The 25658-nt window shown below is 48.2% G+C and carries 23 protein-coding genes; 12 read left to right on the forward strand and 11 right to left on the reverse strand.

Features of this window, described 5'->3' with window-relative positions:
- From HMPREF2661_RS06530 to HMPREF2661_RS06545, 4 genes are all read right to left on the reverse strand, one after another.
- Window positions 1-736, reverse strand: a 736-nt coding sequence (locus HMPREF2661_RS06530; RefSeq protein ID WP_070822842.1) for a hypothetical protein, incomplete at its 3' end; no start/stop codon positions are given.
- Between the two features lie 51 nt (window positions 737-787).
- Window positions 788-1060 carry a BolA family protein gene (locus HMPREF2661_RS06535; protein WP_036493183.1) on the reverse strand — a complete coding sequence of 91 codons (273 nt, stop codon included), beginning with the start codon at window positions 1058-1060 and terminating at the stop codon, window positions 788-790.
- Window positions 1057-1347 (reverse strand): YciI family protein, encoded by a 291-nt coding sequence (locus HMPREF2661_RS06540; protein ID WP_004519663.1) that lies wholly within the window; start codon window positions 1345-1347, stop codon window positions 1057-1059. Before HMPREF2661_RS06540 ends, HMPREF2661_RS06535 begins: the two co-directional genes overlap by 4 nt.
- Complete coding sequence (locus tag HMPREF2661_RS06545) at window positions 1347-1880, reverse strand: septation protein A (RefSeq protein WP_049322786.1); 534 nt, start codon at window positions 1878-1880, stop codon at window positions 1347-1349. The genes HMPREF2661_RS06540 and HMPREF2661_RS06545 overlap by 1 nt, the downstream gene beginning before the upstream one ends.
- A gap of 353 nt (window positions 1881-2233) precedes the next feature.
- Between HMPREF2661_RS06545 and HMPREF2661_RS06555 the strand changes: the two genes are divergently transcribed.
- The 10 genes from HMPREF2661_RS06555 (at window position 2234) to HMPREF2661_RS06600 (ending at window position 16439) form a co-directional block, all read left to right on the forward strand.
- A complete protein-coding gene (locus tag HMPREF2661_RS06555; RefSeq protein WP_070822844.1) occupies window positions 2234-4153 on the forward strand; it encodes a motility hub landmark protein FimV in 1920 nt (639 codons plus the stop codon).
- A 233-nt stretch (window positions 4154-4386) separates the two neighbouring features.
- Window positions 4387-5232, forward strand: a complete 846-nt coding sequence (truA, locus tag HMPREF2661_RS06560) for a tRNA pseudouridine(38-40) synthase TruA (RefSeq protein WP_049359898.1) — start codon at window positions 4387-4389, stop codon at window positions 5230-5232.
- Window positions 5233-5546: 314 nt separating this feature from the next.
- A complete protein-coding gene (gene porB / locus HMPREF2661_RS06565) occupies window positions 5547-6608 on the forward strand; it encodes a trimeric porin PorB (protein ID WP_070822847.1) in 1062 nt (353 codons plus the stop codon).
- Window positions 6609-7100: 492 nt separating this feature from the next.
- A complete protein-coding gene (locus HMPREF2661_RS06570) occupies window positions 7101-9374 on the forward strand; it encodes a NosR/NirI family protein (protein ID WP_084824312.1) in 2274 nt (757 codons plus the stop codon).
- Window positions 9375-9483: 109 nt separating this feature from the next.
- Window positions 9484-11451, forward strand: coding sequence for a TAT-dependent nitrous-oxide reductase (gene nosZ / locus HMPREF2661_RS06575; protein ID WP_070822850.1), 1968 nt, complete (start codon window positions 9484-9486; stop codon window positions 11449-11451).
- Window positions 11452-11643: 192 nt separating this feature from the next.
- A complete protein-coding gene (locus HMPREF2661_RS06580) occupies window positions 11644-13029 on the forward strand; it encodes a nitrous oxide reductase family maturation protein NosD (protein ID WP_049322791.1) in 1386 nt (461 codons plus the stop codon).
- Window positions 13030-13084: 55 nt separating this feature from the next.
- Entirely contained in the window at window positions 13085-13984 is a 900-nt protein-coding gene (locus tag HMPREF2661_RS06585; protein WP_070822853.1) for an ABC transporter ATP-binding protein, read from the forward strand.
- Window positions 13981-14811, forward strand: a complete 831-nt coding sequence (locus HMPREF2661_RS06590) for an ABC transporter permease (RefSeq protein WP_070822856.1) — start codon at window positions 13981-13983, stop codon at window positions 14809-14811. Before HMPREF2661_RS06585 ends, HMPREF2661_RS06590 begins: the two co-directional genes overlap by 4 nt.
- Window positions 14808-15302 carry a nitrous oxide reductase accessory protein NosL gene (locus HMPREF2661_RS06595; RefSeq protein WP_003748604.1) on the forward strand — a complete coding sequence of 165 codons (495 nt, stop codon included), beginning with the start codon at window positions 14808-14810 and terminating at the stop codon, window positions 15300-15302. The genes HMPREF2661_RS06590 and HMPREF2661_RS06595 overlap by 4 nt, the downstream gene beginning before the upstream one ends.
- A 117-nt stretch (window positions 15303-15419) precedes the next feature.
- Window positions 15420-16439, forward strand: coding sequence for an FAD:protein FMN transferase (locus HMPREF2661_RS06600; RefSeq protein ID WP_070822890.1), 1020 nt, complete (start codon window positions 15420-15422; stop codon window positions 16437-16439).
- Between the two features lie 587 nt (window positions 16440-17026).
- Here HMPREF2661_RS06600 and HMPREF2661_RS06605 read toward each other — a convergent pair.
- The 5 genes from HMPREF2661_RS06605 to ybeY form a co-directional block, all read right to left on the reverse strand.
- A complete protein-coding gene (locus HMPREF2661_RS06605; RefSeq protein WP_070822859.1) occupies window positions 17027-17938 on the reverse strand; it encodes a MetQ/NlpA family ABC transporter substrate-binding protein in 912 nt (303 codons plus the stop codon).
- Between the two features lie 190 nt (window positions 17939-18128).
- Window positions 18129-18815 carry a methionine ABC transporter permease gene (locus HMPREF2661_RS06610; protein WP_004519678.1) on the reverse strand — a complete coding sequence of 229 codons (687 nt, stop codon included), beginning with the start codon at window positions 18813-18815 and terminating at the stop codon, window positions 18129-18131.
- A 1-nt stretch (window position 18816) separates the two neighbouring features.
- On the reverse strand, window positions 18817-19554 hold the full coding sequence (locus tag HMPREF2661_RS06615) for a methionine ABC transporter ATP-binding protein (RefSeq protein WP_004519679.1): 738 nt from the start codon (window positions 19552-19554) through the stop codon (window positions 18817-18819).
- Window positions 19551-20393 carry an HlyC/CorC family transporter gene (locus HMPREF2661_RS06620; protein WP_003748594.1) on the reverse strand — a complete coding sequence of 281 codons (843 nt, stop codon included), beginning with the start codon at window positions 20391-20393 and terminating at the stop codon, window positions 19551-19553. Before HMPREF2661_RS06620 ends, HMPREF2661_RS06615 begins: the two co-directional genes overlap by 4 nt.
- Before the next feature lies 1 nt (window position 20394).
- A complete protein-coding gene (gene ybeY, locus HMPREF2661_RS06625; RefSeq protein ID WP_070814791.1) occupies window positions 20395-20910 on the reverse strand; it encodes an rRNA maturation RNase YbeY in 516 nt (171 codons plus the stop codon).
- A 118-nt stretch (window positions 20911-21028) separates the two neighbouring features.
- Between ybeY and hemC the strand changes: the two genes are divergently transcribed.
- Window positions 21029-21964: a hydroxymethylbilane synthase gene (gene hemC, locus HMPREF2661_RS06630; RefSeq protein WP_107810756.1), complete on the forward strand. Its 936-nt coding sequence runs from the start codon at window positions 21029-21031 to the stop codon at window positions 21962-21964.
- Between the two features lie 62 nt (window positions 21965-22026).
- Here hemC and yegQ read toward each other — a convergent pair whose 3' ends face one another.
- Window positions 22027-23382, reverse strand: a complete 1356-nt coding sequence (yegQ, locus tag HMPREF2661_RS06635; protein ID WP_003679384.1) for a prephenate-dependent tRNA uridine(34) hydroxylase TrhP — start codon at window positions 23380-23382, stop codon at window positions 22027-22029.
- Window positions 23383-23709: 327 nt separating this feature from the next.
- On the opposite strand from yegQ, the gene HMPREF2661_RS06640 reads away from it, so the two are divergent.
- Window positions 23710-24456 carry an amino acid ABC transporter permease gene (locus HMPREF2661_RS06640; protein ID WP_070822862.1) on the forward strand — a complete coding sequence of 249 codons (747 nt, stop codon included), beginning with the start codon at window positions 23710-23712 and terminating at the stop codon, window positions 24454-24456.
- A gap of 77 nt (window positions 24457-24533) precedes the next feature.
- On the opposite strand, the gene nagZ is transcribed toward HMPREF2661_RS06640, so the two are convergent.
- Window positions 24534-25619, reverse strand: coding sequence for a beta-N-acetylhexosaminidase (nagZ, locus tag HMPREF2661_RS06645; RefSeq protein WP_070583463.1), 1086 nt, complete (start codon window positions 25617-25619; stop codon window positions 24534-24536).
- Window positions 25620-25658: the final 39 nt, after the last annotated feature.

Raw genomic sequence — 25658 nt, forward strand, 5'->3', positions numbered from 1 at the left:
CGTAGAAGACGGCATACAGATTACCGTTTTGCAGCGGCGTTTTAGTGTGCGCGCCTTTTTTCAGGTCTTTGACGGCTGCATAAAGCGGAGGTGCTGATTCTTGTAAATCTTTAAGCGGAACATAAGCTTTAGGGATGCCGCCGGCTTTTTTGGCCGCTTCGTCAATTGAGTATTGGTTCAATACCGAAGCAAAGCTCTTTTTCGCATCCAAATCGGCAATGGCTTTTTGGGCGTTGCTGCTGCTGTCGGTCACGATTTCGCCCAGTTGGACTTCCTGAGTACCTTTATAGAAGTTGCTGAAGTCGTTGTAAGCGGCTTTGACATCTTTTTCTTGAACAGGATATTGACGGACGATATGCGCTGCGAAGGCTTGGCCTAACAAATCATTTTCAAAAGCCGCCCATTCGGTTTTGAATGTGGGCTTTTTATCCGCTCCTTGCTTGGCGGCATCGGCACGTGCTTGCTCCAGTGCCGCTTTGAATTCAGCGCTTTGATCCAACTTTAATTTTTTGGCTTCTTGGGTAACCACAGTGCTGATAACTTGACGTTCAGTCAGCATTTGACGCAATTCAGGCGTATCTTGAATGTTAGGATTGCTGGCGCGTACGGAAGCCACTTGGTCGTCAATAACACTGCTGTCGATGGCTTGGCCGTTGACGGTAACCAAAGTTTGGGCAAACAGGGTGCCGGAAGTTAGGGCGAGCATCAAGGCTGAAGCAAAGTAGGTTTTTTTCATCGTATTTCTCTTCTAAATTAATGATTGGAAATCAAAGTTTGGGCGGTAATCTTAATGGAAGTATTCGTCCGGCGTGGTTGCTTTGATGCTGAGCGCATGAATCAGGCCGTCTGAAAACAAGTCTTGTAAAAGCTGCTTAATCATACGTTGCCGCTGGAGGCGGCCGATATTTTCAAATGCGTTGCTGACCACCAATATCGCATAATGCCCGCCGCCTTTATTGCCGGCATGGCCGGCGTGCAGATGGCTCTCATCTTCAAAATCGAAGAACTCAGGCTCAAGTGCCTGCAGGCGTTCTTCAATCATTTGACGCATATTGCTCATTTGAACACGGCTTTAAAGGGTTTGATCAAGACTTCGGCGTATACGCCGGCATCGACGTAAGGGTCTTGTTCGGCCCATTCTTGTGCGGCGTCTAAAGACTCAAATTGAGCCACAATCAGGCTGCCGGAGACGCGTTCCGGATTATCCGGCAGGGGATTGGGGCCGGCAGTCAGCAGACGGCCTTGCGCTTTCAATTCTTCCAAACGTGCCAAATGCGCGGGGCGTGCCGCCATGCGTGCTTCGTGGACATCTTCGGCATCAGTGGCCAAAAGCATGAAATATTCCATTATTGATCCTCCTTAGGCTGGAAACGCATCAGATAAATGCCCTGTGCGATAGAAAAAATGATTGTGAAACCCAATGTGCCGAACAATTTGTAATTGACCCATTGGTCTGGAAAATACGTAAAGACAAAGAGATTGGCAGCCCCCATAAAAATCAGGAAGCCAATCCATGCATAAGTCAGGCGCGTCCATACAAAATCAGGAAGCTGCATTTCTTTACCCATCACGGCTTTTAGCCCGTTTTTACCGGCAAGATGACTAAACAGCATGACGATCGCGCCGATCCAAAACAGAACGGTCGGTTTCCACATGATGAAGCGGTTATCTTTCAGTAAAATCGTTGCACCGCCAAAAAAGACAATCAAAATCAGGCTGATCCATTGCATGGTGTCCAGCTTGCGGTGTTTCCAAAAGGTCAGCGCAGCTTGGGCTATGCCGACTACAACCGCGACAGCCGTTGCGGCAATCATGTCTTTGGTGATGATGTATGTAATGAAAAATAAGAATACGGCGAATAAGTCGCTCAAAACTTTCATATGTTAATGATGAAACTAATTGAGTAAATGCTAATCATACAGGCAGATGTGTTTTTTTGCACCTTCCCTCATGACTTTAATGCCGCATATATTTATATAAAATATTTGTTTTGGGTCGGAGAAATTTGTAAAAAAGAAACACAAGCATGCAAAAGTAATAGATTTACCAAGGAATTTCAGGCTGAATGGCCTCTATTGCTTGGCAGGAATGGGTTAAAAATATATCATGACGTAATATCTAGTAAATATATGGTTAAATGCGCGCACATTGGTCAGTACCATAATTTCCGAACAGGGGATCAGTTTTGAAAAAACATCACAATATTAAATTAATTACAGCTTCTATCGCTTTAATGACATCGCTCGGTGCTTCAGCAGGTTTGGGCGGCTTGAATGTCCAATCTCATCTGGGCGAACCTTTTACAGGCAGTATTACCGTAACAGGCGAGGAAGCTCAGGCTCTACTTAATGGCGGTAAGGCCACTATTTCAAATGGCAATTTGCGCGCGGCGGTACGCAAATCAGGCGATAAGGCAGTCGTTACGATTCGTTCTTCCAAAGCCATTAAAGATCCTGTTTTGGTTTTCCAAGTAGGTGTTGGCGCGCAATCGCGTGAATACACTGCCATCATCGATCCGGCCGGATACGACGCTAAAGATGCGGCATCCGTCCGCACCCGTCAGGCTGTCGAATCTCAATCCTTCGAGCCGACGCGCAATGTCCAACAGCCTGTAACAAAAAACAATAAAGCAGCAGGCAATCAGGTAGCTCAAGTGCGTAAAGATGCGCAACGTAAGGCTGAGAAAAAACAAGTTCAGACAGCCTCCGCTAAAAACGATACGGCCGTACGTTCAGGCAGACAGCATTTGGTACGTACGGGTGAAACCCTGATTGCCATTGCGTCCAGCATCCGTCCGCAAGGTATGACCTTGGATCAAACTATTCAAGCGTTGGTTAATGCCAATCCGGATGTGTTTATTGATAACAATGCCAACCGTATGTTGGCAGGTAAAGTGCTGAATATCCCGAGCCGTAGCGAGTTGCAACGCTTGGCTGCATCTGCACCTGTTAAAGCCGATACGGCGCCGGAAAAAGGCAATGAAGCCGCCAATACAACAGAAGCTAAAACAGAAAAACCTGTTACTCAGCCTGATGCTCAGACTGAAACTCAGGTTAAAGATGCCGGCGCAAATCCTCAGCAACAGGAAGAAATGAAACAAGCTTCAGCTGCGCAAACGGAGCAAGCAGCATCTGCGGCTGTCAATGAAAATGCAGCATCAGCAGCTCCTGCTTCCGATGTACAAGATGTTATGGCTTCCGATAACCAAGAGAATGTATTGGCTTCGGAACCTATTGCTACGACTGATTCTGCTGCAGAGCCGGTAGAGAGTGAATCAGACGGCAATTTGTGGAAATGGTTGTTGGCAGGCGGCGCAGCCCTTATTGCTGCTTGGCTGTTGTTGAGAGCTGCCGGTAAACGTAAAGACGAGCCGAAAGCCGCGCCTGCAAGCCGTAAGGATGAAGAAAAGCCTGTACAGAAAAGTGCTGCTGCTTCAGCCGCTGCTGCGGTTGCCGCAAGCAAAGTAACGCCGTCTGAAAAAACTCAAGAAGGTTTGCTTGTTGAAGATGATTTTGAAGATGATGTCGTTATCAATGAAGTAGAAGAATCTTCCAATGTTGACGATGTCAAACTCGACTTGGGCAAGATTGACCATAGTCAGGCAGGTATTCTTTCCAGTGCAGTAACGCATGATGCAGAAACAGAGCAACGTCGTCATGCGGATTGGGACAATATCGAGTCGACAGAAAGCGTGTACGAGCCTGAGACGGAAAATCCGTATCAGCCGGTATCTGTTGTTATGCCTGAGCGAAATGAAGAGCCACTAGAGTTTACAGTGGAAACGCCTGAAAATTCAGACGACCATGTGCTGCCATTTGATGTCAAGCAAGATCAGGACGTGCAAATTCAAGAAACCAAAGAAGAAGCAGAGAAAGAAGAAGCTGCTTCCGAGTTTGTGATTGAAGAAGGTGCATTGGAATGGGAGGCTGAAGATGTTTCAGTGGCCGCCGATAAAAGCAATAACGAAAGAGGCTTTGTTTCAGAATCAGTCGGTATGACTGCTCCGCTCGAGGCTAAATATGATTTGGCTAAGATGTATATCGAGATTGGTGATCCTGAGGCAGCCCGAGAAACATTGCAAGGGCTGATTGAAGAAGCTGAAGGCGATATTCTATATAAAGCCCAAAAACTGATGAAAGAACTTGGCGCATAAGTGTCAGTCAAATGAAGATGCCGTTTTAGACGGCATCTTTTTTATGGTAAATTAAAAGATGAGATTTGGGCCGAATCCATTTTTAGATATGACAGTATTGCATGGCAGTTCTATATGGTGGGCGAAGATAAAGGCCGTCTGAAATATATGATGAGAGGCGTGTGATGATCACGCCTTTTAATATTTGTTATTTGAGCGTGGACAACAATATCAATTTATAAGAAGTATCAAAAATGACCGAACAAACGAATACAACAGGAGGTTCCGTTCAGCGTTGGGCTTTAACCCTCTCTTATGACGGAAGCCGTTTTTATGGCTGGCAAAAACAGGCCGGGGACCTGCCAACTGTTCAGACGGCCTTAGAGCAGGCATTAACTTCAATAGCAGGAGAGCGGATTAATACGATTGTTGCGGGAAGGACGGATACGGGCGTGCATGCGACAGCTCAGGTTGTACACTTTGATACATCTGTAAGCCGTCCGGAGCAGGCGTGGGTGCGTGGAGTCAATGCGCATTTGCCTGACGGTGTGGCTGTATTGTTTGCGCAAAAAGTTGCACCGCATTTCAATGCCCGATTTGATGCTTATGGTCGGCATTACCGTTATTTGCTGGAATCATCTCCGGTTCGCTCTCCGTTGTTGGTCGGCAGGGTGGGGTGGACACATTTGAAATTAGATTTAAATCTGATGAGGCAGGCTGCTGCTTTGTTGGAGGGTGAACATGACTTCTCCAGCTTTCGTGCGGCTGAGTGCCAGGCAAAATCGCCCATAAAAACGCTGTATAGGGCAAGTATTAGTGGGACTCCTCGTTATTTGTGCCTTGATTTGCATGGAAATGCATTCTTGCATCATATGGTGCGCAATATCATGGGCGCATTGGTATATGTAGGAAGTGGCAGGATCAGTGTGGATGAATTTCAGTCAATCTTTTATGCAAGAAGCAGATTGAAAGCGCCTCCGACTTTTATGTCTGACGGCCTGTATTTGACAGGCGTTGATTATCCTGATGAGTTTGGGGTGGTAAAACTGCCTCTGCCTGAGTGGATGAATGTTTCGGGTAACGTTTTTCAGACGGCCTAATTGACGGATTGTTGGTATAAAAGCAACAAAATAGCGTGATTGATGTGTAAATTAATAAAGTGTTGTAAAAATGCACAATTGGTTTTAAAAGAAATTTATCATTGATTTTAAATAATAAATTTCCTTTTTTTAGGCTGTGTTTGCCTTTGCTGGGCTTTAAGGGTGGTAGGGGTGGATTGAATAAAGTTTGTTTTTTTAGAGAGGAGCAATTATAGTAACAGTCATGGAATCGCTGATTCCAGCGATAATGTAAGCCTAAGCGGATTGTCCGGTCTGCTTAAGTTATTTCTTCACAATAGAAAAGGAATACAGCAATGAAAAAATCTCTGATTGCTCTGACTTTGGCAGCTCTGCCTGTTGCAGCTATGGCTGATGTGACTCTGTACGGTCAAGTTAAAGCCGGCGTTGAAATTTCTAAAGTAAAAGAAGGTAAGACTACTTCTAAAACTGCTACTGAGATTGCTGACTACGGTTCTCGCATCGGCTTCAAAGGCCACGAACACTTGGGTAGCAACCTGAATGCTATTTGGCAAGTTGAACAAAACACTTCTATCGCTGGTGGCGACAAAGAGTGGGCTTCTCGCGAATCCTTCATCGGTTTGGAAGGTGGTTTCGGTAAAGTTCGTGCCGGTAAACTGAACACTGCTTTGAAAGACAGCAGCGACAGTTTCGACCCTTGGGAGTCTAGTGCCGCTAACGCAGATGCTTTGCAACTGGGTAAAATCAAACGTGTAGATACTCGTAAAGTGTCTGTACGTTACGACTCTCCTGTGTTTGGTGGTTTCAGCACAAGCGTACAATACCAACCTCGCGACAATGCTAACCCTAGCGACAAATACGATCACGCTGTGAAAAGCCGTGAATCTTACGACTTGGGCTTGAACTACGAAAATTCTGGTTTCTTCGGTCGCTACGCTGGTTCTTATGCTAAACGTGCTGACTTGACTTCTGGTTACCTGGATGCATTCAACCACAACACTACTTTGGCTGCCGGTACTTACAAAGATCACCAAGCTCACCGTCTGACTGCTGGTTACGATGCCAACAACCTGATGGTTGCTGTTGTAGGCCAATACGAAGGCTTTAAAGCTGACGTAGCTGGTGCTAAGAAAAACGAACGTACTGAAGTTGGTGCAACTGCTGCTTACCGCTTCGGCAACGTAACTCCTCGTGTTTCTTACGCTCACGGCTTCAAAGCTAAAGAAGAAGGCGTGAAACAAGAGAACAGCGCGTACAACCAAGTTATCGTTGGTGCTGACTACGACTTCTCTAAACGCACTTCTGCCCTGTTGTCTGCCGGCTGGTTGAAAGAAGGCAAAGGCGATGCTAAATACGAGAAAACTGCTGGTACTGTTGGCCTGCGTCACAAATTCTAATCTGATTTAAGATTAGTCTGAAAAAAGAGCCTGTGTTATACAGGCTCTTTTTGTTTGTATGGAAAGTATATTTTGTGTTGAAAGAATGGGGGGATAAAGTTTTTTAGATTATTTTCAGACGGCCTATTGAAATTAAAATCGAATCTTTGTATTCTACTTTAATATATGCTGAATAGAATTTTGGGAATTGTTTTGAGTATTATTATAAATAAATTAATAATATAAGAAGATTTGTTGAATTGGGTTGATTTTCCTATGTTTCATGTCTGCCGAAGATGGGATTGTTCAATATAGTTCTAAAGTATTATTAGCATATGGAATTTGGTTTTAAGATTTGTAAACTTGATTTTAATCAAATTATTGCCGATGGATGATTCATATAATATCAGTGTTTAGAGTATCGATATATCGGGAATAGCCATGTCCTGTCTTGAAATGAAGTGCTTAAGTGGCATTTGGAAACGAATCCTTGTGCTGTTTGCTGTATTTTCTATGATGATAGTAAGCCTACCTGCTTACGCAGAGCGCTTGCCTGATTTCTTGGCAAAAATTCAGCCTTCTGAAATTTTTCCTGGTGCTGATCGTTACGGCAAACCTGAAGGTAAGCCTTTGGTTGCTCGTGTATATAAAGGCGAAGAGCAGCTTGGCTTGGTTTATATCACGACTGATGTGGTCAATACGCGTGGTTATTCGAGTAAGCCGATTGATACGATGGTCGCATTGGCCAATGATGGCACTATTGCGGGAGCAAAATTGGTTGAACACCATGAACCAATTATGCTGATTGGTATTCCGCAATCCCGTGTCGATAAATTCATTGATAAATATATCGGCTTAAATTTTATTAAAAATCCTCCTCAGCCAGGTGTGGCTCCTGCTGATATCATCAGCGGTGCGACTGTAACGTTGATGGTGATTAATGACAGTATTCAGCGTTCTGTCAAATCGGTTATTCATCAATATCATTTGGGTACGGATAAAGCAGTTCAAGCCGGTACGGCAGCTGCTTCCGGCGAACAGTCTGCCGAACCTACCGTTCAAACCCGTCCGCGTCGTGTTGCCAATCAAGACAAACAAGATATCCTGTCATGGAATGCGCTTTTGGAACAAAAAGCCGTCGGTCATCTGCATATTTCTATCGACGAAATCAATAAACTGTTTGAGAAAAGCGGTAAAGCAGGTGTGGCAGATCATGCAGAGCAGGGTGATGGTAACGATACATTTATTGATCTGTATGTTGCTTTGGTCAGCCAACCTTCTATCGGTAAAAGCCTTTTAGGTGAAGCCGGTTGGAATAATCTGCAAAAACGTTTGCAACCAGGTCAACAGGCAATTATGGTTGCCGGTGAAGGCCGATACTCTTGGAAAGGCTCAGGCTATGTGCGTGGCGGTATCTTCGACCGTATCGAAATGATTCAGGGCGATACCAGCTTCCGTTTTACCGATGCACAACATGAGCGTGTAGTTGCTTTGGCAGCGGAAGGTGCGCCTGCATTTAAAGAGGTTTCTTGGTTTACTATCCCTGAAGGTGTGGAATTTGATGGTGCCGAACCATGGCGTTTGCAATTGATGATTCAACGTGTGTTGAGCGTAAATGATAAGGCATTTGTAACTGCCGATTTGGATTATGAATTGCCAAAAGGCTACTACGTTGACGATCCTAAAGCACCGCCGGTTGAAATTAGTGCACCGGTTGAGCCGGTGGCTGTGGCAGCCTCTGCTCCGGAGGAAAGTACAGGTATTGCAGAAGATGCAACGGCTGAGGAAGGCGTATCCAACCAACTTTGGAAACAGGTTTGGAAAGCCAAACAAGGTCAAATCGTGGTTGTCGGTATTGCTTTGACAATTCTTCTGTTGGTATTCCTGTTCCAAGATTGGATTGTCCGTTACGAAAAATGGTATGACCGATTCCGTCTCTGTTTCCTGACCTTTACGCTGTTTTATATCGGCTGGTATGCTCAGGCACAATTATCGGTAGTGAATACTTTGACGTTGTTCTCAGCTGTTTTGACTGAGTTCCACTGGGAATTTTTCCTGATGGATCCGCTGGTATTCATTCTGTGGCTCTTTACAGCGGCGACCATGCTGTTGTGGAACCGCGGTACATTCTGTGGATGGCTGTGCCCTTTCGGTGCATTGCAAGAGTTAACCAACCGTATCGCTAAAAAATTGGGTATGAAACAAATTACAGTGCCACACTTGTTGCATACCCGTCTGAGTGCGATTAAATATGTAATTTTCTTCGCCTTGTTGGCAATTTCCCTGTACGATTTGGGTACGGCTGAAAAATTTGCTGAAATTGAGCCTTTCAAAACTGCAATTATTTTGAAATTCATGCGTGAATGGTGGTTCGTTATGTTCGCCGCCGCTTTGCTGATTGCAGGCTTGTTCATCGAACGTTTCTTCTGCCGTTATCTGTGTCCTTTGGGTGCAGGTATTGCATTGCCGGGCCGCTTCCGTGTGTTTGATTGGCTGCGCCGTTATAAAATGTGCGGTAACCCATGCCAGATTTGTACACACGAATGTCCCGTACAGGCAATCGCACCTGAAGGCGACATTCATCCGAACGAATGTATCCAATGTCTGCATTGTCAGGTAATGTATCATCACGATACGCGTTGTCCTCAAGTAGTGGCAACGAATAAGAAAAAACAAAAACAAGCGGCGGCAAAAGCTGATCAGCATGATGCGGCAGCAACGCAAAATGCCCAAGAACAAGTCGTCCAGTTTGTTAAAAAAGAATCGGCAATCAGTGTCGACAAGTAGTAATTTATCAATAAAAAAAGAGGGCTGTATCGGCAGCCCGACTTAGAAAGTTTTTCATCGGCAGGCCGTCTGAAAAATCGGCCGCCGGATTTTATCCAAGGAGTGTCGTATGTCAGACGAAAAATTAGAACAAAACGGCTTAAGCCGTCGTTCATTCTTAGGTACTGCCGCTGCTTCCGGTGCAGGTATTGCCGGTGCCGGTTTGTTGGGCTTGGCCGGTTGCTCTAACGGCGAGGGTGATAAAGCTGCTACTTCCGGTGCTGCACCTGCCGAGAAAGCCGCTGCTCATTCTGCCGAGCCGGGCAAACAAACTTCCGAAGTCGGTCCAGGCGAGCTTGACCAATACTACGGTTTCTTGTCAGGCGGTCAATCAGGCGAAATGCGCTTGATCGGCGTACCTTCTATGCGTGAGTTGATGCGTATCCCTGTATTCAATATGGACAGCGCTACCGGTTGGGGTCGTACCAACGAGAGCCTGCGTATTTTGAATGAAAAAATTACGCCGGAAACCCGTAAATTCCTGCAAGACAGCGGTCTGCGCTGCTACCCTAACGGCGACTTGCACCACCCGCACTTGTCTTTTACCGATCAAACTTACGACGGCCGCTATGCATATGCCAACGATAAAGCAAACAACCGCGTTTGCCGTATCCGCTTGGATGTGATGAAAACCGATAAAATCGTTGAAATTCCAAACGTTTCAGGTGTTCACGGTCTGCGTCCTCAACGCTATCCGAAAACCGGCTACGTCTTTGCCAACGGCGAGCATATCGTTCCTGTTGACGGCGTAGGCAAATGGGATGATCCTAAAACTTGGAATGCCGTTTATACTGCAGTTGACGGCGAAACCATGGACATCGCATGGCAAGTATTGGTAGACGGTAACTTGGATAATGGCGATGCCGACTACCAAGGTAAATACTCTTTCTCTACCTGCTATAACTCTGAGCGCGCTCTGACTGTACAAGGTGCATCTTCCAACGAACAAGACTGGTGTGTGGTATTTAACCTGGCCGCCATCGAAGAAGGCATCAAAAAAGGCGACTTCAAAGAAGTTAACGGCGTGAAAATGTTGGACGGTCGTGCGGAAGCCAACTCTCCATACACTCGTTACATCCCGGTTCCTAACTCTCCTCACGGCTGTAATGCAAGCCCTGACGGCAAATACATCATGCTCAACGGTAAACTGTCTCCAACCGTTACCGTATTGGATGTCAGCAAACTGGATGACTTGTTTGCAGGTAAAATCAAAGAGCGCGATGTTGTCGTAGCCGAGCCTCAATTGGGTCTTGGCCCATTACACACTGCATTTGACGGTCGCGGCAATGCCTATACTACATTGTTTATCGACAGCCAAATGGTGAAATGGAACATCGACGATGCGATTAAAGCCTATAAAGGCGAGAAAATCGATCCGATCAAACAAAAACTCGACGTTCACTATCAACCGGGCCACAACCACACTACCATGGGCGAAACCAAAGAAGCCGACGGTAAATGGTTGGTATCTTTGAACAAGTTCTCTAAAGACCGCTTCTTGAATGCTGGTCCTTTGAAACCTGAGTGTGACCAATTGATCGACATCTCCGGCGACGAAATGCGTCTGGTGCATGACAATCCGACTTTTGCCGAACCACACGACTTGTGCTTGGTTGCTGCGTCTAAAGTGAACCCAAGCAAAACTTGGGACCGCAAAGACCCATGGTTCTGGCAAGAAGCTTTGGAACAAGCTCAAAAAGACGGTGTTGAGCTGGAAAAAGCTGCCAAAGTCGTACGCGAAGGCAACAAAGTACGCGTGTACATGACTGCCGTTGCGCCTGCTTACAGCGTTCCTCAATTTGAAGTGAACCAAGGCGACGAAGTTACCGTATATGTAACCAACGTTGAGACCATTGAAGACTTGACTCACGGCTTTACTTTGGAAGGTTATGGCATTGCTATGGAGATTGGCCCGCAAGCTACATCTTCTGTAACCTTCAAAGCTGTCCGTCCAGGCGTACACTGGTACTACTGCCAATGGTTCTGCCACGCATTGCACATGGAAATGTCTGGCCAAATGATTGTTAAACCAAAATAATTTCGGTTTGATGATTTAATTCTTCAGGCCGTCTGAAAAAACATTCTTTCAGACGGCCTTTATAGCAAAGTTGTTTGTCGGCCGATATGGCCACAAAATGAAAGCCATCATCAGACAGCTTTGCTATAACACCAAAATACCTGTTTCCGCATCGGTTTATCATGCGGCAAGCAGGCCGTCTGAAACAGAGATATGATTATGACGCACACACAAATCCATCGTTCCAAATGGCAACGTGCCGCACTCGTATTGCTGCTTGGCAGCATGGTTCAGACGGCCTTTGCCGCAGTCATCAACGTATCCGCACAAGACAATCTAAATGATGCTTTGGCGCGCGCCCAAGCCGGCGATACGCTCAAGCTTGCCTCCGGTACATACAAAACCAAACTCTATATCGACAAACCCATTACCATCGAAGGCCCTGCCGATCGTTCCGCCAAGATTGTCGGCGACCGGAGCGGGAGGACGGTTGCCGTTCATGCGCCTGATGTAACTTTGCGCAATCTGACCGTTTCCCATTCCGGCATGAGTTTGCCGGCAATGGATGCCGGTATCTATTTAGAAGAGACGGCAACGCGCGCGCTGGTGGAGCATAACAACATCATCGACAACTCAGTCGGCGTGTATATTCACGGTGCGGCAGAATCCATGGTGCGGGAAAATAAAATCATCGGCGATGCAACCCTGCGCGTCAACGAACGCGGCAACGGCGTAACCGTCTGGAATGCGCCCGGTGCGCAAGTGGTCGATAACGATATTTCTAAAGGCCGTGACGGTATTTTTTCAAATACCAGTACCCATAATACCTACAAAGGCAACCGTTTTAGCGACTTACGCTTTGCCGTCCATTATATGTACACTAATGACAGCGAAGTCAGCAACAATATCTCCGTCGGCAACAATATGGGTTATGTGCTGATGTTTTCCGAACGCCTGAAAGTGTATGGCAACATTGCCGTTGGCAGCCGCGACCAAGGCATTATGCTCAACTACGTCAATTATTCCGAAATTCACGATAATGTGATCAACAAGGCAGGCAAATGCGTGTTTGCCTACAATGCCAACTACGATAAAATTTTTGCCAATCATTTCGAGAACTGCCAAATCGGTATCCACTTCACCGCAGCCATCGAAGGCACAACCCTGTACGAAAATTCATTTATTAATAACGAAAGCCAGGTTAAATATGTCAGCACCCGCTTCCTCGATTGGGGTGAGGGCGGTCGCGGCAACTATTGGAGCGATAACAGCGCCTTTGACCTTGACGGCGACGGCTTCGGCGACAGTGCCTACCGTCCCAACGGGATTATCGACCAAATCATCTGGCGCGCACCCGTTGCCCGGTTATTGATGAACAGCCCTGCCATCAGCATTGTCAAATGGGCGCAATCGCAATTTCCCGCCATCCTGCCCGGCGGCGTAATTGACAGCAAGCCTTTGATGAACCCCGTCCGCAATAAAACGACAACCAAATACGAAGCCATGAAGGACGAATTGCTGCATGAAGCAAAAACGCACCAATCCGAATGGGGTAATGCCGAAAACGGTGCGCTGACAGGCGGAAATGCCAATATGTAACCTTTCAGACGGCCCAATACAAAGGCCGTCTGAAACATTCACTAGAGGAATATCCATGAGCAGTACCAACCACGTTGAATTGAGAAACGTGACCAAGCAGTTTGGCAGCCAAAAGGCCGTCAACCAAGTCGATCTGGTTCTCAAGGCTGGCGAGAGCGTCGGCATGGCAGGACACAACGGTGCGGGCAAATCTACCATTATGAAGCTGATACTCGGCCTGATTACGCCGACCGAAGGCGAAGTGATGCTTTTGGGAGAGCCGACCGGCAGTAAAGCAGGGGCGCAGCGTCGCAGCCAAATCGGTTACCTGCCTGAAACGGTTGCATTGCACCCTTCATTGACCGGTATCGAAACCATGGATTTCTATGCCAAACTTAAAAAACAGCCCCTGAGTAAAAACCGCGAATTGCTCGAGCGTGTCGGCATTTCCCAGGCCGCACGCCGCCGTGTCGGCACTTACTCCAAAGGGATGCGCCAACGCCTCGCTTTGGCACAAGCCTTGTTGGGCGAACCTAAAGTCTTACTGTTTGACGAGCCGACTACCGGCCTTGATCCGGCTTCGCGTCAAATGTTTTACGAAGTTGTGCGCGAACTCAATGGACGCGGCGCAACCGTATTGCTCAGCACCCACGCACTGGCCGAGCTTGACGGCCACGCCGACCGCATCATCGTCATGAAAAACGGCGTGAAAGTTGCCGACGGCAGCATGGATGAGTTGCATGTTCAAAGCGGTCTGCCGTTGACCGTCAACGTCCGTTTGAAAGAAGCGCGCTTGTTGAGCGAGCGTTGGCATCCGCTTTCAGACGGCCTGTCATACCAAGCGCAATGTAAAGCAGAAGAGCGCATGGCTCTTTTGAGCGAATTGGGTGATTTGGGCAGTCTTGCCTACATCGATATCCACACGCCTACACTTGACGATATGTACGCGCAATTCTTGAAGAGGGAAGACGTATGAACCCCGTTTGGATTATTACCGGCAAAGAAGTCCGCGACAGCCTGCGCAACCGTTGGGTTCTTGCCGCCGCACTTTTGCTTGCCGCATTGGCACTATCATTAGGCTTTCTCGGCAGCTCGCCTACCGGTTCGGTCAAGGTTGATCCCTTGACGGTAACCGTAGTCAGTCTGTCCAGCCTGTCTATTTTCCTGATTCCGCTGATTGCGATGTTGCTCTCTTATGATGCACTGATCGGCGAAATCGAGCGCGGTACAATGGCGTTGCTGCTAAGTTACCCCATCTCGCGCAACCAAATCCTTGCCGGTAAATTTATCGGCCACCTCATCATCCTTGCCCTTGCTACTACGGCAGGCTACGGATTGGCAGGTATTACCCTTCAGCTTGCCAACGGCAGTTTTGATATTGCCGCATGGCAGCCTTTCGCCCTTTTGATTGTTGCCAGCGTGATTCTTGGCGCAGCCTTTTTGTCCATGGGTTATTTGATCAGCGCAAAAGTTAAAGAACGCGGTACCGCCGCCGGTATTGCCATCGGCGTATGGCTGTTTTTTGTCGTTATTTTCGATATGGCGCTTTTAGGTGTTTTGGTTGCCGATACCGAACAAGTCATTACCGCGCCTGTAGTAGAAACCGTTCTTCTGTTCAACCCCGCAGACATTTATCGCCTGCTGAACCTGACGGGTTACGAAAATACAGCCATGTATGCCGGCATGGCGGGTTTGAGCGAACAAATCAGCCTGAGTATGCCTGTTTTGCTGACGGCTCAGGTATTATGGGTTATCATTCCTTTAATTTTAGCCGCCTGGATTTTCGGAAAGCGACAAATATGAGAAAAATATTATTGACTACCTTCACACTCATCGCATTGGCAGCCTGCAGCAAGCAGGACAACAGCCCTCCGCCTGCGCCCCAACAAATCAGCGACAGCGCGGTCGGTCATTACTGCAGCATGAATTTGACTGAACACAACGGCCCTAAAGCGCAAATCTTCTTGAACGGCAAACCTGAAAAACCAGTTTGGTTTTCCACCATCAAGCAGATGTTCGGCTACACCAAGCTGCCTGAAGAGCCGAAAGGCATTCATGTCATCTATGTTACCGATATGGGTAAAGTCAAAGATTGGGAAAAACCCAATGCCGACACCGAATGGATAGATGCGAAAAAAGCCTATTACGTTATCGAAAGCAGCTTTATCGGCGGCATGGGTGCGGAAGATGCGCTTCCTTTTGCAGACAAGGCACAAGCTGAAAAATTCGCCAAAGAAAAAGGCGGCAGAGTTGTCGGTTTTGCAGAAATGCCCGACGAATATATTTTCAAATAAAACAATCAATAAAGGCCGTCTGAAACCATTTCAGACGGCCTTTGTGTTGAAGGCTGCCGATTGATATTTAATGATGCAGGTTTGCAATGTAAAAATAAAAAATCCAAGGAATATGCCATGTCCACTCCTTTAACGCGCCGCCGTTTCATCGCCGTCGCCGCCACACTTGCCGCCGGTGCCGGCATTCCCTTTGTCATCAGCCGAAAAACCAATCGGCCGACTCATTCAGCCGGCCCGAATCAAGAAGGGCAGCCTGTTATCTGGAAAGGGATTGCATTAGGCTCGGGTGCGGAATTGCGTTTGTTCGGTGTTGGACGCAGGCAGGCGGAGATACTGATCAACAAAGTATTGGCAGAAGTTTCACGATTGGAAAAAATCTTCAGCCTGTATCGGGACGACAGCCTGATCAGCCGCTTAAACCGAGAAGGCCGTCTGAAAAATCCGCCATCCGATTTTTTGCAGCTGCTTAGTATCAGCCGGGATATTCATCGGCTGACGCAAGGTGCATTTGATCCCAGCATTCAGCCTTTGTGGAATCTGTATGCCGACCATTTCAGACGGAATCCGAAAACCGAAACGCCGCCGTCTGAACGCAGCATCAAAGATACGCTTAAATTGGTGGACTTCAATAAAGTCAACTTTGATACCAAAGAAATCCGTTTTGCCCAAAAAGGCATGGGCTTGTCGCTTAACGGCATTGCCCAAGGCTATATCACCGACAAAGTAGCCGAATTGTTGAAGCAGCAAGGCGTTTCTCAGGCATTGATTGATATGGGGGAGATTTACGGCTTTGATAATGCCAACCAGCGCGAGTGGAATGTCAGCATCCGCAATCCTGACCAAGAAGACCAAATTTTGACCACCATTACCATGAAAAATCAAGCGTTTGCCACATCGGGCGGCTATGGCACGGTAATGGACGAGGCAGGCAAATTTACCCATCTGTTTGACCCGCGCACAGGCGGAAGCCAGCCGCGCTATAAAAGCATGAGCGTCATGGCAGAGAGTGCGGCGGTTGCCGATGCCTTTTCTACCGCATTCTCCATTATGGATGAGGCGGCCATCCGTACTTCGGCTCAAGTTAAAAAGGCACAGGTTTGGCTGGTGATGCCGAATAATGAATTGAAGAAGATTTGAGGTGGGAAAAAGAATGGTTTTGCCAGTTGGTTTGAATATATGAATAAGGGAAAGTCTAAGTTATTGAAACAATGGAGTATAAAAAAGAAGGGTTGTCCAAATAGACAACCCTGAAACTCTTGCAGCTGGGAGTAATTAGCAAGAGATTACGACACTTAAAACAAAAATTCACTCATTTCAAAGCACGAAGCTTTAATATCTAAGCAAAACGGTATTTCGACCGCTCAAACCCCTTCGATACGGAGAAACACAACATATATGGGAAAATCCGACAAAGTGGTTTGAAGCAATTCAGATGAACGGTCTGTAATGCAGATAACCGGATGTCTTTAGATGAACGGTATAATATCAGGATAAGCGGAACATTACCAGTGAATATTATAAAAAAGTAGAATAATTCATTTAGTGATTGATTATATTGAATAAAAACATGGATTTTTATTGAATATTTTTACAACAGTTGATTCGGTTTGATATAATAAATTATTTAAGTGATTGATATCAATAAGAAATAATTTTTTGACTTTGTGAGTGATGATAGAAAAAGGCCGTCTGAACGTTCAGACGGCCTTTTTTTAAAGAGCGATTTATTTGGTTGCAGAAGCAGTAGAGGCGGCTTCGGCTTGAGCACCTGCAGCTGCGTTTTTACCCCATGCCGCAGGGTATTTGTAACCGGCAAAGCGTTTTTGTGAGTAGGCTTTGAACTCGTCAGAGTTGTAGGCTTCGGTTACATCTTTCAACCATTGGCTGTCTTTGTCGGCAGTACGGACGGCAGACCAGTTAACGTAGGCGAAGCTTGGCTCTTGGAACAGGGCTTCGGTCAGTTTCATGCCGCTGCTCATGGCGTAGTTGCCGTTAACGATGGCAAAGTCAACGTCGGCACGGCTGCGCGGCAGTTGGGCGGCTTCAAGTTCTACGATTTGGATGTTTTTAGGGTTTTCGGCAATATCTGCTTTAGATGCGGTCAGCGGATCAACGTCGGCTTTCAGTTTAATCCAGCCCAATTCGTTCAACATAACCAATGCACGGGCAAAGTTGGATGGGTCGTTAGGCGCAGAAACGCTGACGCCGTCTTTCACTTCGTCCAAAGATTTTAGTTTGCCAGGGTACAGGCCCAAAGGTGCAGTCGGTACTTGGAAGGCTTCAGTGATGTCCAGTTTGTGTTCTTTTTTGAAGTCGTCCAGATAAGGTTTGTGTTGGAAGATGTTGATGTCCAATTCGCCTTCTGCCAAAGCAAGGTTGGGGCGCACATAGTCGGTGAACTCGATCAGTTTGACTTTATAGCCTTTTTTCTCCAAAGCCGGTTGGATTTGGTCTTTTACCATATCGCCGAAGTCGCCGACGGTTGTACCGAAGACGATTTCTTTTTTCTCTGCGCCGTTGTCGGCGGAAGAAGCGGCAGAGGCAGCCGACGCGCTGTCTTTTTGACCGCCGCAGGCAGCCAGTACGATGGCGAGCGCAGCGGCAGAAAGGGTTTTGAAGAATGGGTTGATTCGCATAATTTTGCTCCTGATGGATGATAAAACGGTTTCAGACGGCCTCAAGCTGCCGCTGTCAAAAAAAGAGGGATTGTAAATCTATTTTGGAAATATGAGGATGCTTTTTTGTAAACTTAATGGGAATATATGTCCTAAATAGAGAACAGGCCGTCTGAAAAATAGTAAGTCCATTTCAGACGGCCTGGTTTGTTTAACGTTTGTCCAGTTTGCGTGCCAATCTGTTACCGATGCCTTGAATCAGGATAACGAGTAAAACCAGGATGGCGACGATGAATATGATGACCTCCATTTGATAGCGGTAGTAGCCGTAACGGATGGCAAGGTCGCCCAAGCCGCCGCCGCCAATCATACCTGCCGCCGCGCTGTACGACAGAAGGCCGATAGCCAGTACGGTAATGCTGGAAACCATACCTGCGCGCGCTTCATTCAAAAGCACTTTGCAGATGATACTCATGGGGGAAGCACCCATTGCGGAGGCCGCTTCAATCACGCCTCTGGGTACTTCGCGCAGGTTTTGCTCGACCAGACGGGCGAAGTAGAACAAGCCGGATACGCTCAATACCAATGAGGCGGCAACCGGGCCGATGGTCGTGCCGATGATGGCGCGTGTAACAGGAATCATGGCAATCATCAGGATGACAAAAGGAAACGCGCGCATCAGGTTGACCAGGTTGTCCAAAAACAAATTCAGCTGTTTGTTGTAGTGCAACTGATGGCTAGATGTAACAAACAGCAATACGCCCAAAATCGTACCGAAAATAACGGCGAAAGTAGTTGATAGGCCGACCATAATAAAGGTTTCGCCCAAGGCTTGGATAATTTCGCCCTTCATGCTGACGATGGTCGCAACAGCACTTTCAAATGTTAAATCTGCCATATTAGTCCTCTCGAATCAGCTCTTGCCCGATTTCGGATTGGGCATGGATTTGGTTGCCGTGTACTTCAACGATTTCCAGCAGACGGCCTTTGTCCAAGAGGGCGGCACGGTCGCACAGGCGGCGGATAACGCTCATTTCGTGGGTAACGATGACGATGGTTACGTTGAAACGTCGGTTGATGTCCTCCAAACACTTCAAAACGCTGCGCGTAGTGGCAGGGTCGAGGGCGGAAGTGGGTTCGTCGGCAAGGATGACTTGAGGTTGCGGCGCCAGCGCTCGGGCAATGCCGACACGTTGTTTTTGACCGCCGGAAAGTTGGGACGGGTAATGGTTGGCACGGTCTTGCAAATCAACGATTTCCAAACATTCTTCAACACGCGCTTGGATTTTTTTAGACGGCCATTTGGCAATTTCTAAAGGAAAGGCGACGTTTTCGGCAACGGTACGGTTGCTCAATAGGTTGAACTGTTGGAACACCATGCCGATGTTTTGTCGGGCGTGGCGCAGTTGCGTGGCGTTGAGCGCAGTCAGTTCCTGGCCGCACACGCTGACGGTGCCTGTATCCGGACGTTCCAATAAATTAATCAGGCGCAGCAGGGTGGATTTACCTGCGCCGGAATAGCCCATCAGGCCAAAGATTTCTCCCTGTTTGATTTCGAGGCTGGTCGGCTCGACGGCGACAAAGTCTTTGTTGTCGCGTGTTTGATAGTGTTTGGAGACGTGATCCAGAATAATCATGGTTTATCCGTGTTTTCTTTAATTCGTGTGGCCATCAGGGTGTGCAGACGGCGGTTGTCGGCGCGTGCGACGGTAAATTGCAGGTTGCCGATGATGACTTTTTCGCCGCGTACGGGCAGGTGCCCCAATTCTTGAATGACCAGGCCGCCGATGGTGTCGGCTTCTTCGCTGCTGTATTCTGTGCCGAAAAAGGCGTTGATGTCTTCGATTTCGGTTGCGGCGTGGATACGCCAGCGTTCGGAAGAAACGGCGTGGATATTGTCGGCGCTGTCGTCTTCGTCAAACTCGTCTTCGATGTCGCCGACGATTTGCTCGATGATGTCTTCAAAGGTGACCAGGCCGGATGTGCCGCCGTATTCGTCAATGACAATCGCCATGTGGTTGCGTTGTTCGCGGAATTCTTTTAAAAGGGAGGCCAGTGATTTGCCTTCGGGGACGAAAACGGCAGGGCGTAAGACGGATTTCAGGTGGAACTGCTCGGGGTTAAACATATATTTGAGCAGGTCTTTGGCGTGCAAAATGCCCAAAACTTCGTCTTTGTCTTCGCCGATGACGGGGAAACGCGAATGGGCGGTTTCGATGATGTAGGCCGTGATGCGCTCGATGCTGTCGTTTTCTTTCAATACGTTCATGCGGCTGCGCGTAATCATGGCATCACGCACTTCCAGCTCGGCAAAGTCCAATACTTTTTCCAGCCGGGTCAGTGTGTCGGCGTCAAAAACTTCCTGCTCGTGCGCTTGGCGCAACAGGGTCAATACGTCTTCGGCGGAGTCGGGCTCGCCGGCAAGTCGGGAGATTAGGCGTTCGAAAAACTTGGGTTTCGACTGCGTACCGTCCATTTTAATATTCGTCCTCTTGGTAGGGGTTGGGAAAGCCTGCCGCCAGCATCAGGCGGATTTCTTCGGCTTCCATTATTTCGGCTTCATCGTCTTCGATGTGGTCGTAGCCCATCAGGTGTAAAGTGCCGTGTATGGTTAGGTGGGCAAAATGCTGCTCGGGTGTTTTGCCTTGTTCGCTGGCTTCTTTCAAAACCACTTGCGGACAAATCACCAAATCGCCATACAGGCCGTCTGAAAACTGGTCGGGTAGGATTTCGCCTTCGTTGAGCGCGAAACTCAATACATTGGTGGCGTAATCTTTGCCGCGGTAGTCGCGGTTGTAGGCGCGGGCTTCTTCTTCGTCCAGAAGAATCAGGCTGATGTCAGCGCGGCGGTATTCGTTTTTCAGGGCAGACCATGCCCAGCGGTAAAAATCGCGTTCGCTCGGAAGATCGGCGGCGGAAGAGGCGTTTTCAAAGTTCAGATGAAAACGTTGCCGCTGTAAGGATAAAAAAGGATATTTTTTGGCGCGTTTCATGTTGTCCAGAAAATTTGGTTTTTAGGTGTAAATATAACATATTCACCCCCATGCCGTCTGAAAAACCGCCCAAAATATGATAGACTTCATGCCGTTTTCCATCTTTCAGGCAACCATTATGAACCCGAAAAAACTCGTTATCGCCAGTCGCGAAAGCCTGCTTGCCATGTGGCAGGCAAAACACATCCAAGGCCGTCTGAAAGCCCTGTATCCCGATTGCGAAGTCGAGATTTTGGGCATGACCACGCGCGGCGACCAGATTTTGGACAGAACTTTGTCAAAAGTCGGCGGTAAAGGCTTGTTTGTCAAAGAGTTGGAACAGGCTTTGTATGACGGTCGGGCCGACTTGGCCGTGCATTCTATTAAAGACGTACCGATGGATTTGCCTGAAGGTTTTGCGCTTGCAGCCATCGGCGAACGCGCCAATCCGTTTGACGCGTTTGTGTCCAACCAATACGCGCGTTTGGAAGAAATGCCCAAAGGCGCCGTCGTTGGTACATCCAGCCTGCGCCGCGAAGCCCAGTTGCGTGCGCGCTATCCGCATTTGGTTATCAAACCTTTGCGCGGCAATGTGCAAACCCGTTTGTCCAAACTCGATAACGGCGAATACGATGCGATTATCTTGGCCGCCGCCGGTTTGCAGCGTCTGGAATTGGACGAACGCATCCGCATGATTTTGTCGGAATCCGACAGCCTGCCTGCCGCCGGACAAGGCGCATTGGGTATTGAAATTGCAGCGCATCGCGAAGATTTGTACGAAGTCTTAAAGCCGTTAAACCACGATACCACACACGCCTGCGTTACGGCCGAACGTGCGTTGGCGCGCGCTTTGGGTGGAAGCTGCCAAGTGCCGCTGGCCGCATATTGCACTGAAGAAAACGGCTTACTGACCTTGCGCGGCTTGGTCGGTCATCCTGACGGTTCAGTCATTTTGCAGGCAGACGCGCAAGCCCCTGCCGAATACGCCGATGCTTTGGGTCGCGCTGTTGCCAAAAAACTGGCAGATGATGGTGCGGAAGAATTGATTGCCGCCGTATTGCAAGAACAGGCTTAAAATAGCATAGATCATTTAAAAGGCCGTCTGAAAGTTTCAGACGGCCTTTGTTTTGTTGATGCTTAAGGATTCATAATCCGCGCAACCAAAGCTTTTTCTTTGCCTTGCATATTCGGGATTTTGACCTGAATGCCGTTGCCTGGGGCAACATCGACAGGCTGGCCTTTGCGGGTCATTTGTTCTAATTTGATGGTTTGGTTGCCGCTCGGGTGGATGATTTCGAGTGAATCGCCGATGGCAAAGCGGTTTTTGACTTCGATGGTCGCCCAGCCGTTTTCATCAATTTCGGTAACGTGGCCGACATATTGGCTTTGTTTGGCGATGGAGTGGCCGGTCAGGTAGTTTTGGTAATCCTGAGTTTGGTGGCGCTCAAGGAAGCCGCTCGTGTAGCCGCGGTTAGCAAGGCCTTCGAGTTCGCTCAACAGGCTGTAATCAAACGGACGGCCTGCAACGGCATCGTCAATCGCTTTGCGGTAGGACTGAGCTACGCGTGCAACATAATAAAGCGACTTGGTGCGGCCTTCGACTTTGAGGCTGTCCACGCCGATTTTGGCCAGTTTTTCAACCACTTCAATGCCGCGAAGGTCTTTGGAGTTCATGATGTAGGTGCCGTGTTCGTCTTCCATAATCGGCATCATTTCGCCCGGGCGGTTGGACTCTTCAATCAGGAAAACTTTGTCAGCGTATGGGTGGCGTTTTTGACCATTGATGCCTTCAAAGTTTTGGTTGGCTTCTTCTTGGGCTTTTTCAAAGTTGAAACCTTGCAGAAGCTGGGCGTCGCCCGCATCGCTTTCAGTGGCGTTGTGGACTTTGTAGTCCCAACGGCAGGAGTTGGTGCAGGTGCCTTGGTTGGGATCGCGGTGGTTGAAATAGCCCGACAATAGGCAACGGCCTGAGTAGGCGATGCACAATGCGCCGTGGATGAAGACTTCGAGTTCGATGTCGGGGCATTCTTGGCGGATTTCGGCGATTTCTTCCATGCTTAATTCGCGCGACAGGATGATGCGTTCGACACCGATGTTCTGCCAGAATTTTACGCCCCAGTAGTTGGTGGTGTTTGCCTGAACGGATAGGTGGATCGGCATTTCCGGCCATTTTTCGCGCACAGTCATGATTAAGCCCGGATCCGCCATAATCAGCGCGTCGGGTTTCATGGCAATCAAGGGTTCCATATCGGAAACAAAGGTTTTGAGTTTGGAATTGTGCGGCAGCGTATTGACGGTCAGGAAGAATTTTTTGTTGCGCTCGTGCGCTTCTTTAATGCCTTGCTCGAGGACGTCGAGTTTGGCAAATTCGTTGTTGCGGGCGCGCAGGGAGTAACGCGGGCTGCCGGCGTAAACGGCATCTGCGCCGTAATCGTAGGCAGCGCGCATGCGTTCGAGGCCGCCTGCCGGCAATAAGAGTTCGGGTGCTTTCATGTTTTATGCTTTTTAAAATGTTTTCAGACGGCCCTCAAGGAAAGAGGGAAGGCCGTCTGAAAGATGTTTGAAGAATGGGCGGATTATCCGCTGTTTTTGTATTTCGGTCAATTTTGTGTCAGGTTTGCGCTTTGTTTTTTATACGGAAAATGTCCTATATGGGCAAAGGTGAAAAGGGGCTGCAATTCATTGGAAATGTAAAAAAAGCAGGGTTGGGCGGAATAATTTAACAAAAAACCGTTCAAGCAATGTATTTTCTTGTAAAATATTAAGCTTCATTTTAAAAAATATTCGGATTAGTTACCGATTTTGACCGACGGAAGGGTTATGGATTTTCGTTTTGACATTATTTATGAATACCGCTGGATGTTTTTATACGGCGTGTTGACGACGCTGGGACTGACGGTGGTTGCAACGGCAGGCGGCTCAGTTTTGGGTTTGCTGCTGGCATTGGCGCGTTTGATCAATCCGGAAAAAGCCGGTGTGCCGATGCGTGTCTTGGCTTGGGTGTTGCGTAAGATTTCTTTTTGGTATGTGACGCTGTTTCGTGGTACGCCATTGTTTGTACAAATTGTGATTTGGGCTTATGTTTGGTTCCCATTTTTTGTTCATCCGGCCGACGGTGTATTGATTAGCGGCGAAGCAGCCATTGATTTGCGCCGTTCTTATGGTGCGTTGATTGCCGGTTCTTTGGCTTTGGTTGCGAACTCGGGTGCGTATATTTGTGAGATTTTCCGTGCCGGTATCCAGTCGATTGATAAGGGCCAAATGGAAGCTGCGCGTTCTTTGGGTCTGACCTATACTCAGGCGATGCGTTATGTGATTTTGCCGCAAGCTTTGCGCCGTATGTTGCCGCCATTGGCCAGTGAATTTATTACTTTGTTGAAAGACAGCTCATTATTGTCCGTCATCGGCGTGGCTGAGTTGGCTTATGTACAAAGCACGATTACCGGCCGCTATTCTGTCTATGAAGAACCGCTTTATACAATCGCGCTGATTTATTTGGTGCTGACAAGCTTTTTGGGCTGGGTATTCCTGCGATTGGAAAGCCGTTACAATCCGCAACACCGCTAATCGGTTTAAATAAAAAAAGGAAGACTTTTCAAGTCTTCCTTTTTTTATTTGCCGTCAATGTTTCAGACGGCCTTGAATCAGAATGCTTCGCCGACTTTGACACCGCCTGCGATGTCTTTAGGCGTTGCCAGTTTGGCGGTTGCCTGTTGGGCGGCTTGAAATTCTTCGGTTGCCATGATGTCGGCAGTTTCTTGTACGGTCAATGTGTTGGCCATGTATTGCCAACGTGCTGCCAAGTCGGCGTTTGCCGGTGCGTGAAAACCGTCTCGCAATTCATCTACCAAGTCAGGGCGGTTGCACACTAGTACAATGTCGCAGCCCGCTTCAAAAGAAAGTCGGGCGCGTTCTTTAATACCGCCGACACCGCATGCACCTTCCATGGTCAGGTCGTCTGAAAAGATAACGCCGTTAAATCCGATTTCTTGGCGCAGGATTTGTTTCAGCCATTTTTCGGAGAAGCCGGCAGGTTGACTGTCGATTTGCGGGTATACGACGTGGGCAGGCATGACTGCGGCCATGCCTGCTTGGCTCAATGCTCGGAATGGGATAAGGTCGGCGGCTTCGAGCCCTTCGCGGCTGCGTTCGTCGCAAGGCAGGACGTGATGGCTGTCGCCTTCGACAAAGCCGTGGCCGGGGAAGTGTTTGCCGCAAGATTTCATGCCGCCTTTGTTCAGGCCTTTTTGCAGGGCAAGGGCAAGCTGGGTCACGATGTTGGCGTCGCGGTGGAAACTGCGGTTGCCGATGACGGCGCATTGCCCCCAGTCTAAATCCAATACAGGCGTAAAGGATAGGTCGATACCGCAGGCGGAGAGTTCGGTTGCCAAAACCCAGCCGACTTGTTCTGCTTGGGCGCAGGCGGCTTCTTTGCCTTCGTTGTCCCAAATTTCGCCCAATACGTTCATGGCCGGCAGGCGGGTGAAGCCGTCAATAAAACGTTGAACCCGTCCGCCTTCGTGGTCAACGGCGATGATGAGTTCAGGTGTACGGACGGCTTTGATTTCTTGAACCAAAGCTTTGAGTTGGGAGACGTTTTCAAAGTTGCGGCGGAACAAAATAACGCCACCGACGGCAGGGTCGAGCAGGCGTTGTTTTTCTTCTTCGGTCAGATGATAGGCAGCGACGTCGGCCATGACTGGGCCGCGTGGAAGATGGGGCGTATTCATTGTTTTGTCCTGAATAATGTATATATGGGTAATTGCAAT

Origin of the sequence: Neisseria sp. HMSC061B04 (assembly GCF_001836705.1) — a bacterium.
Lineage (GTDB): Bacteria > Pseudomonadota > Gammaproteobacteria > Burkholderiales > Neisseriaceae > Neisseria.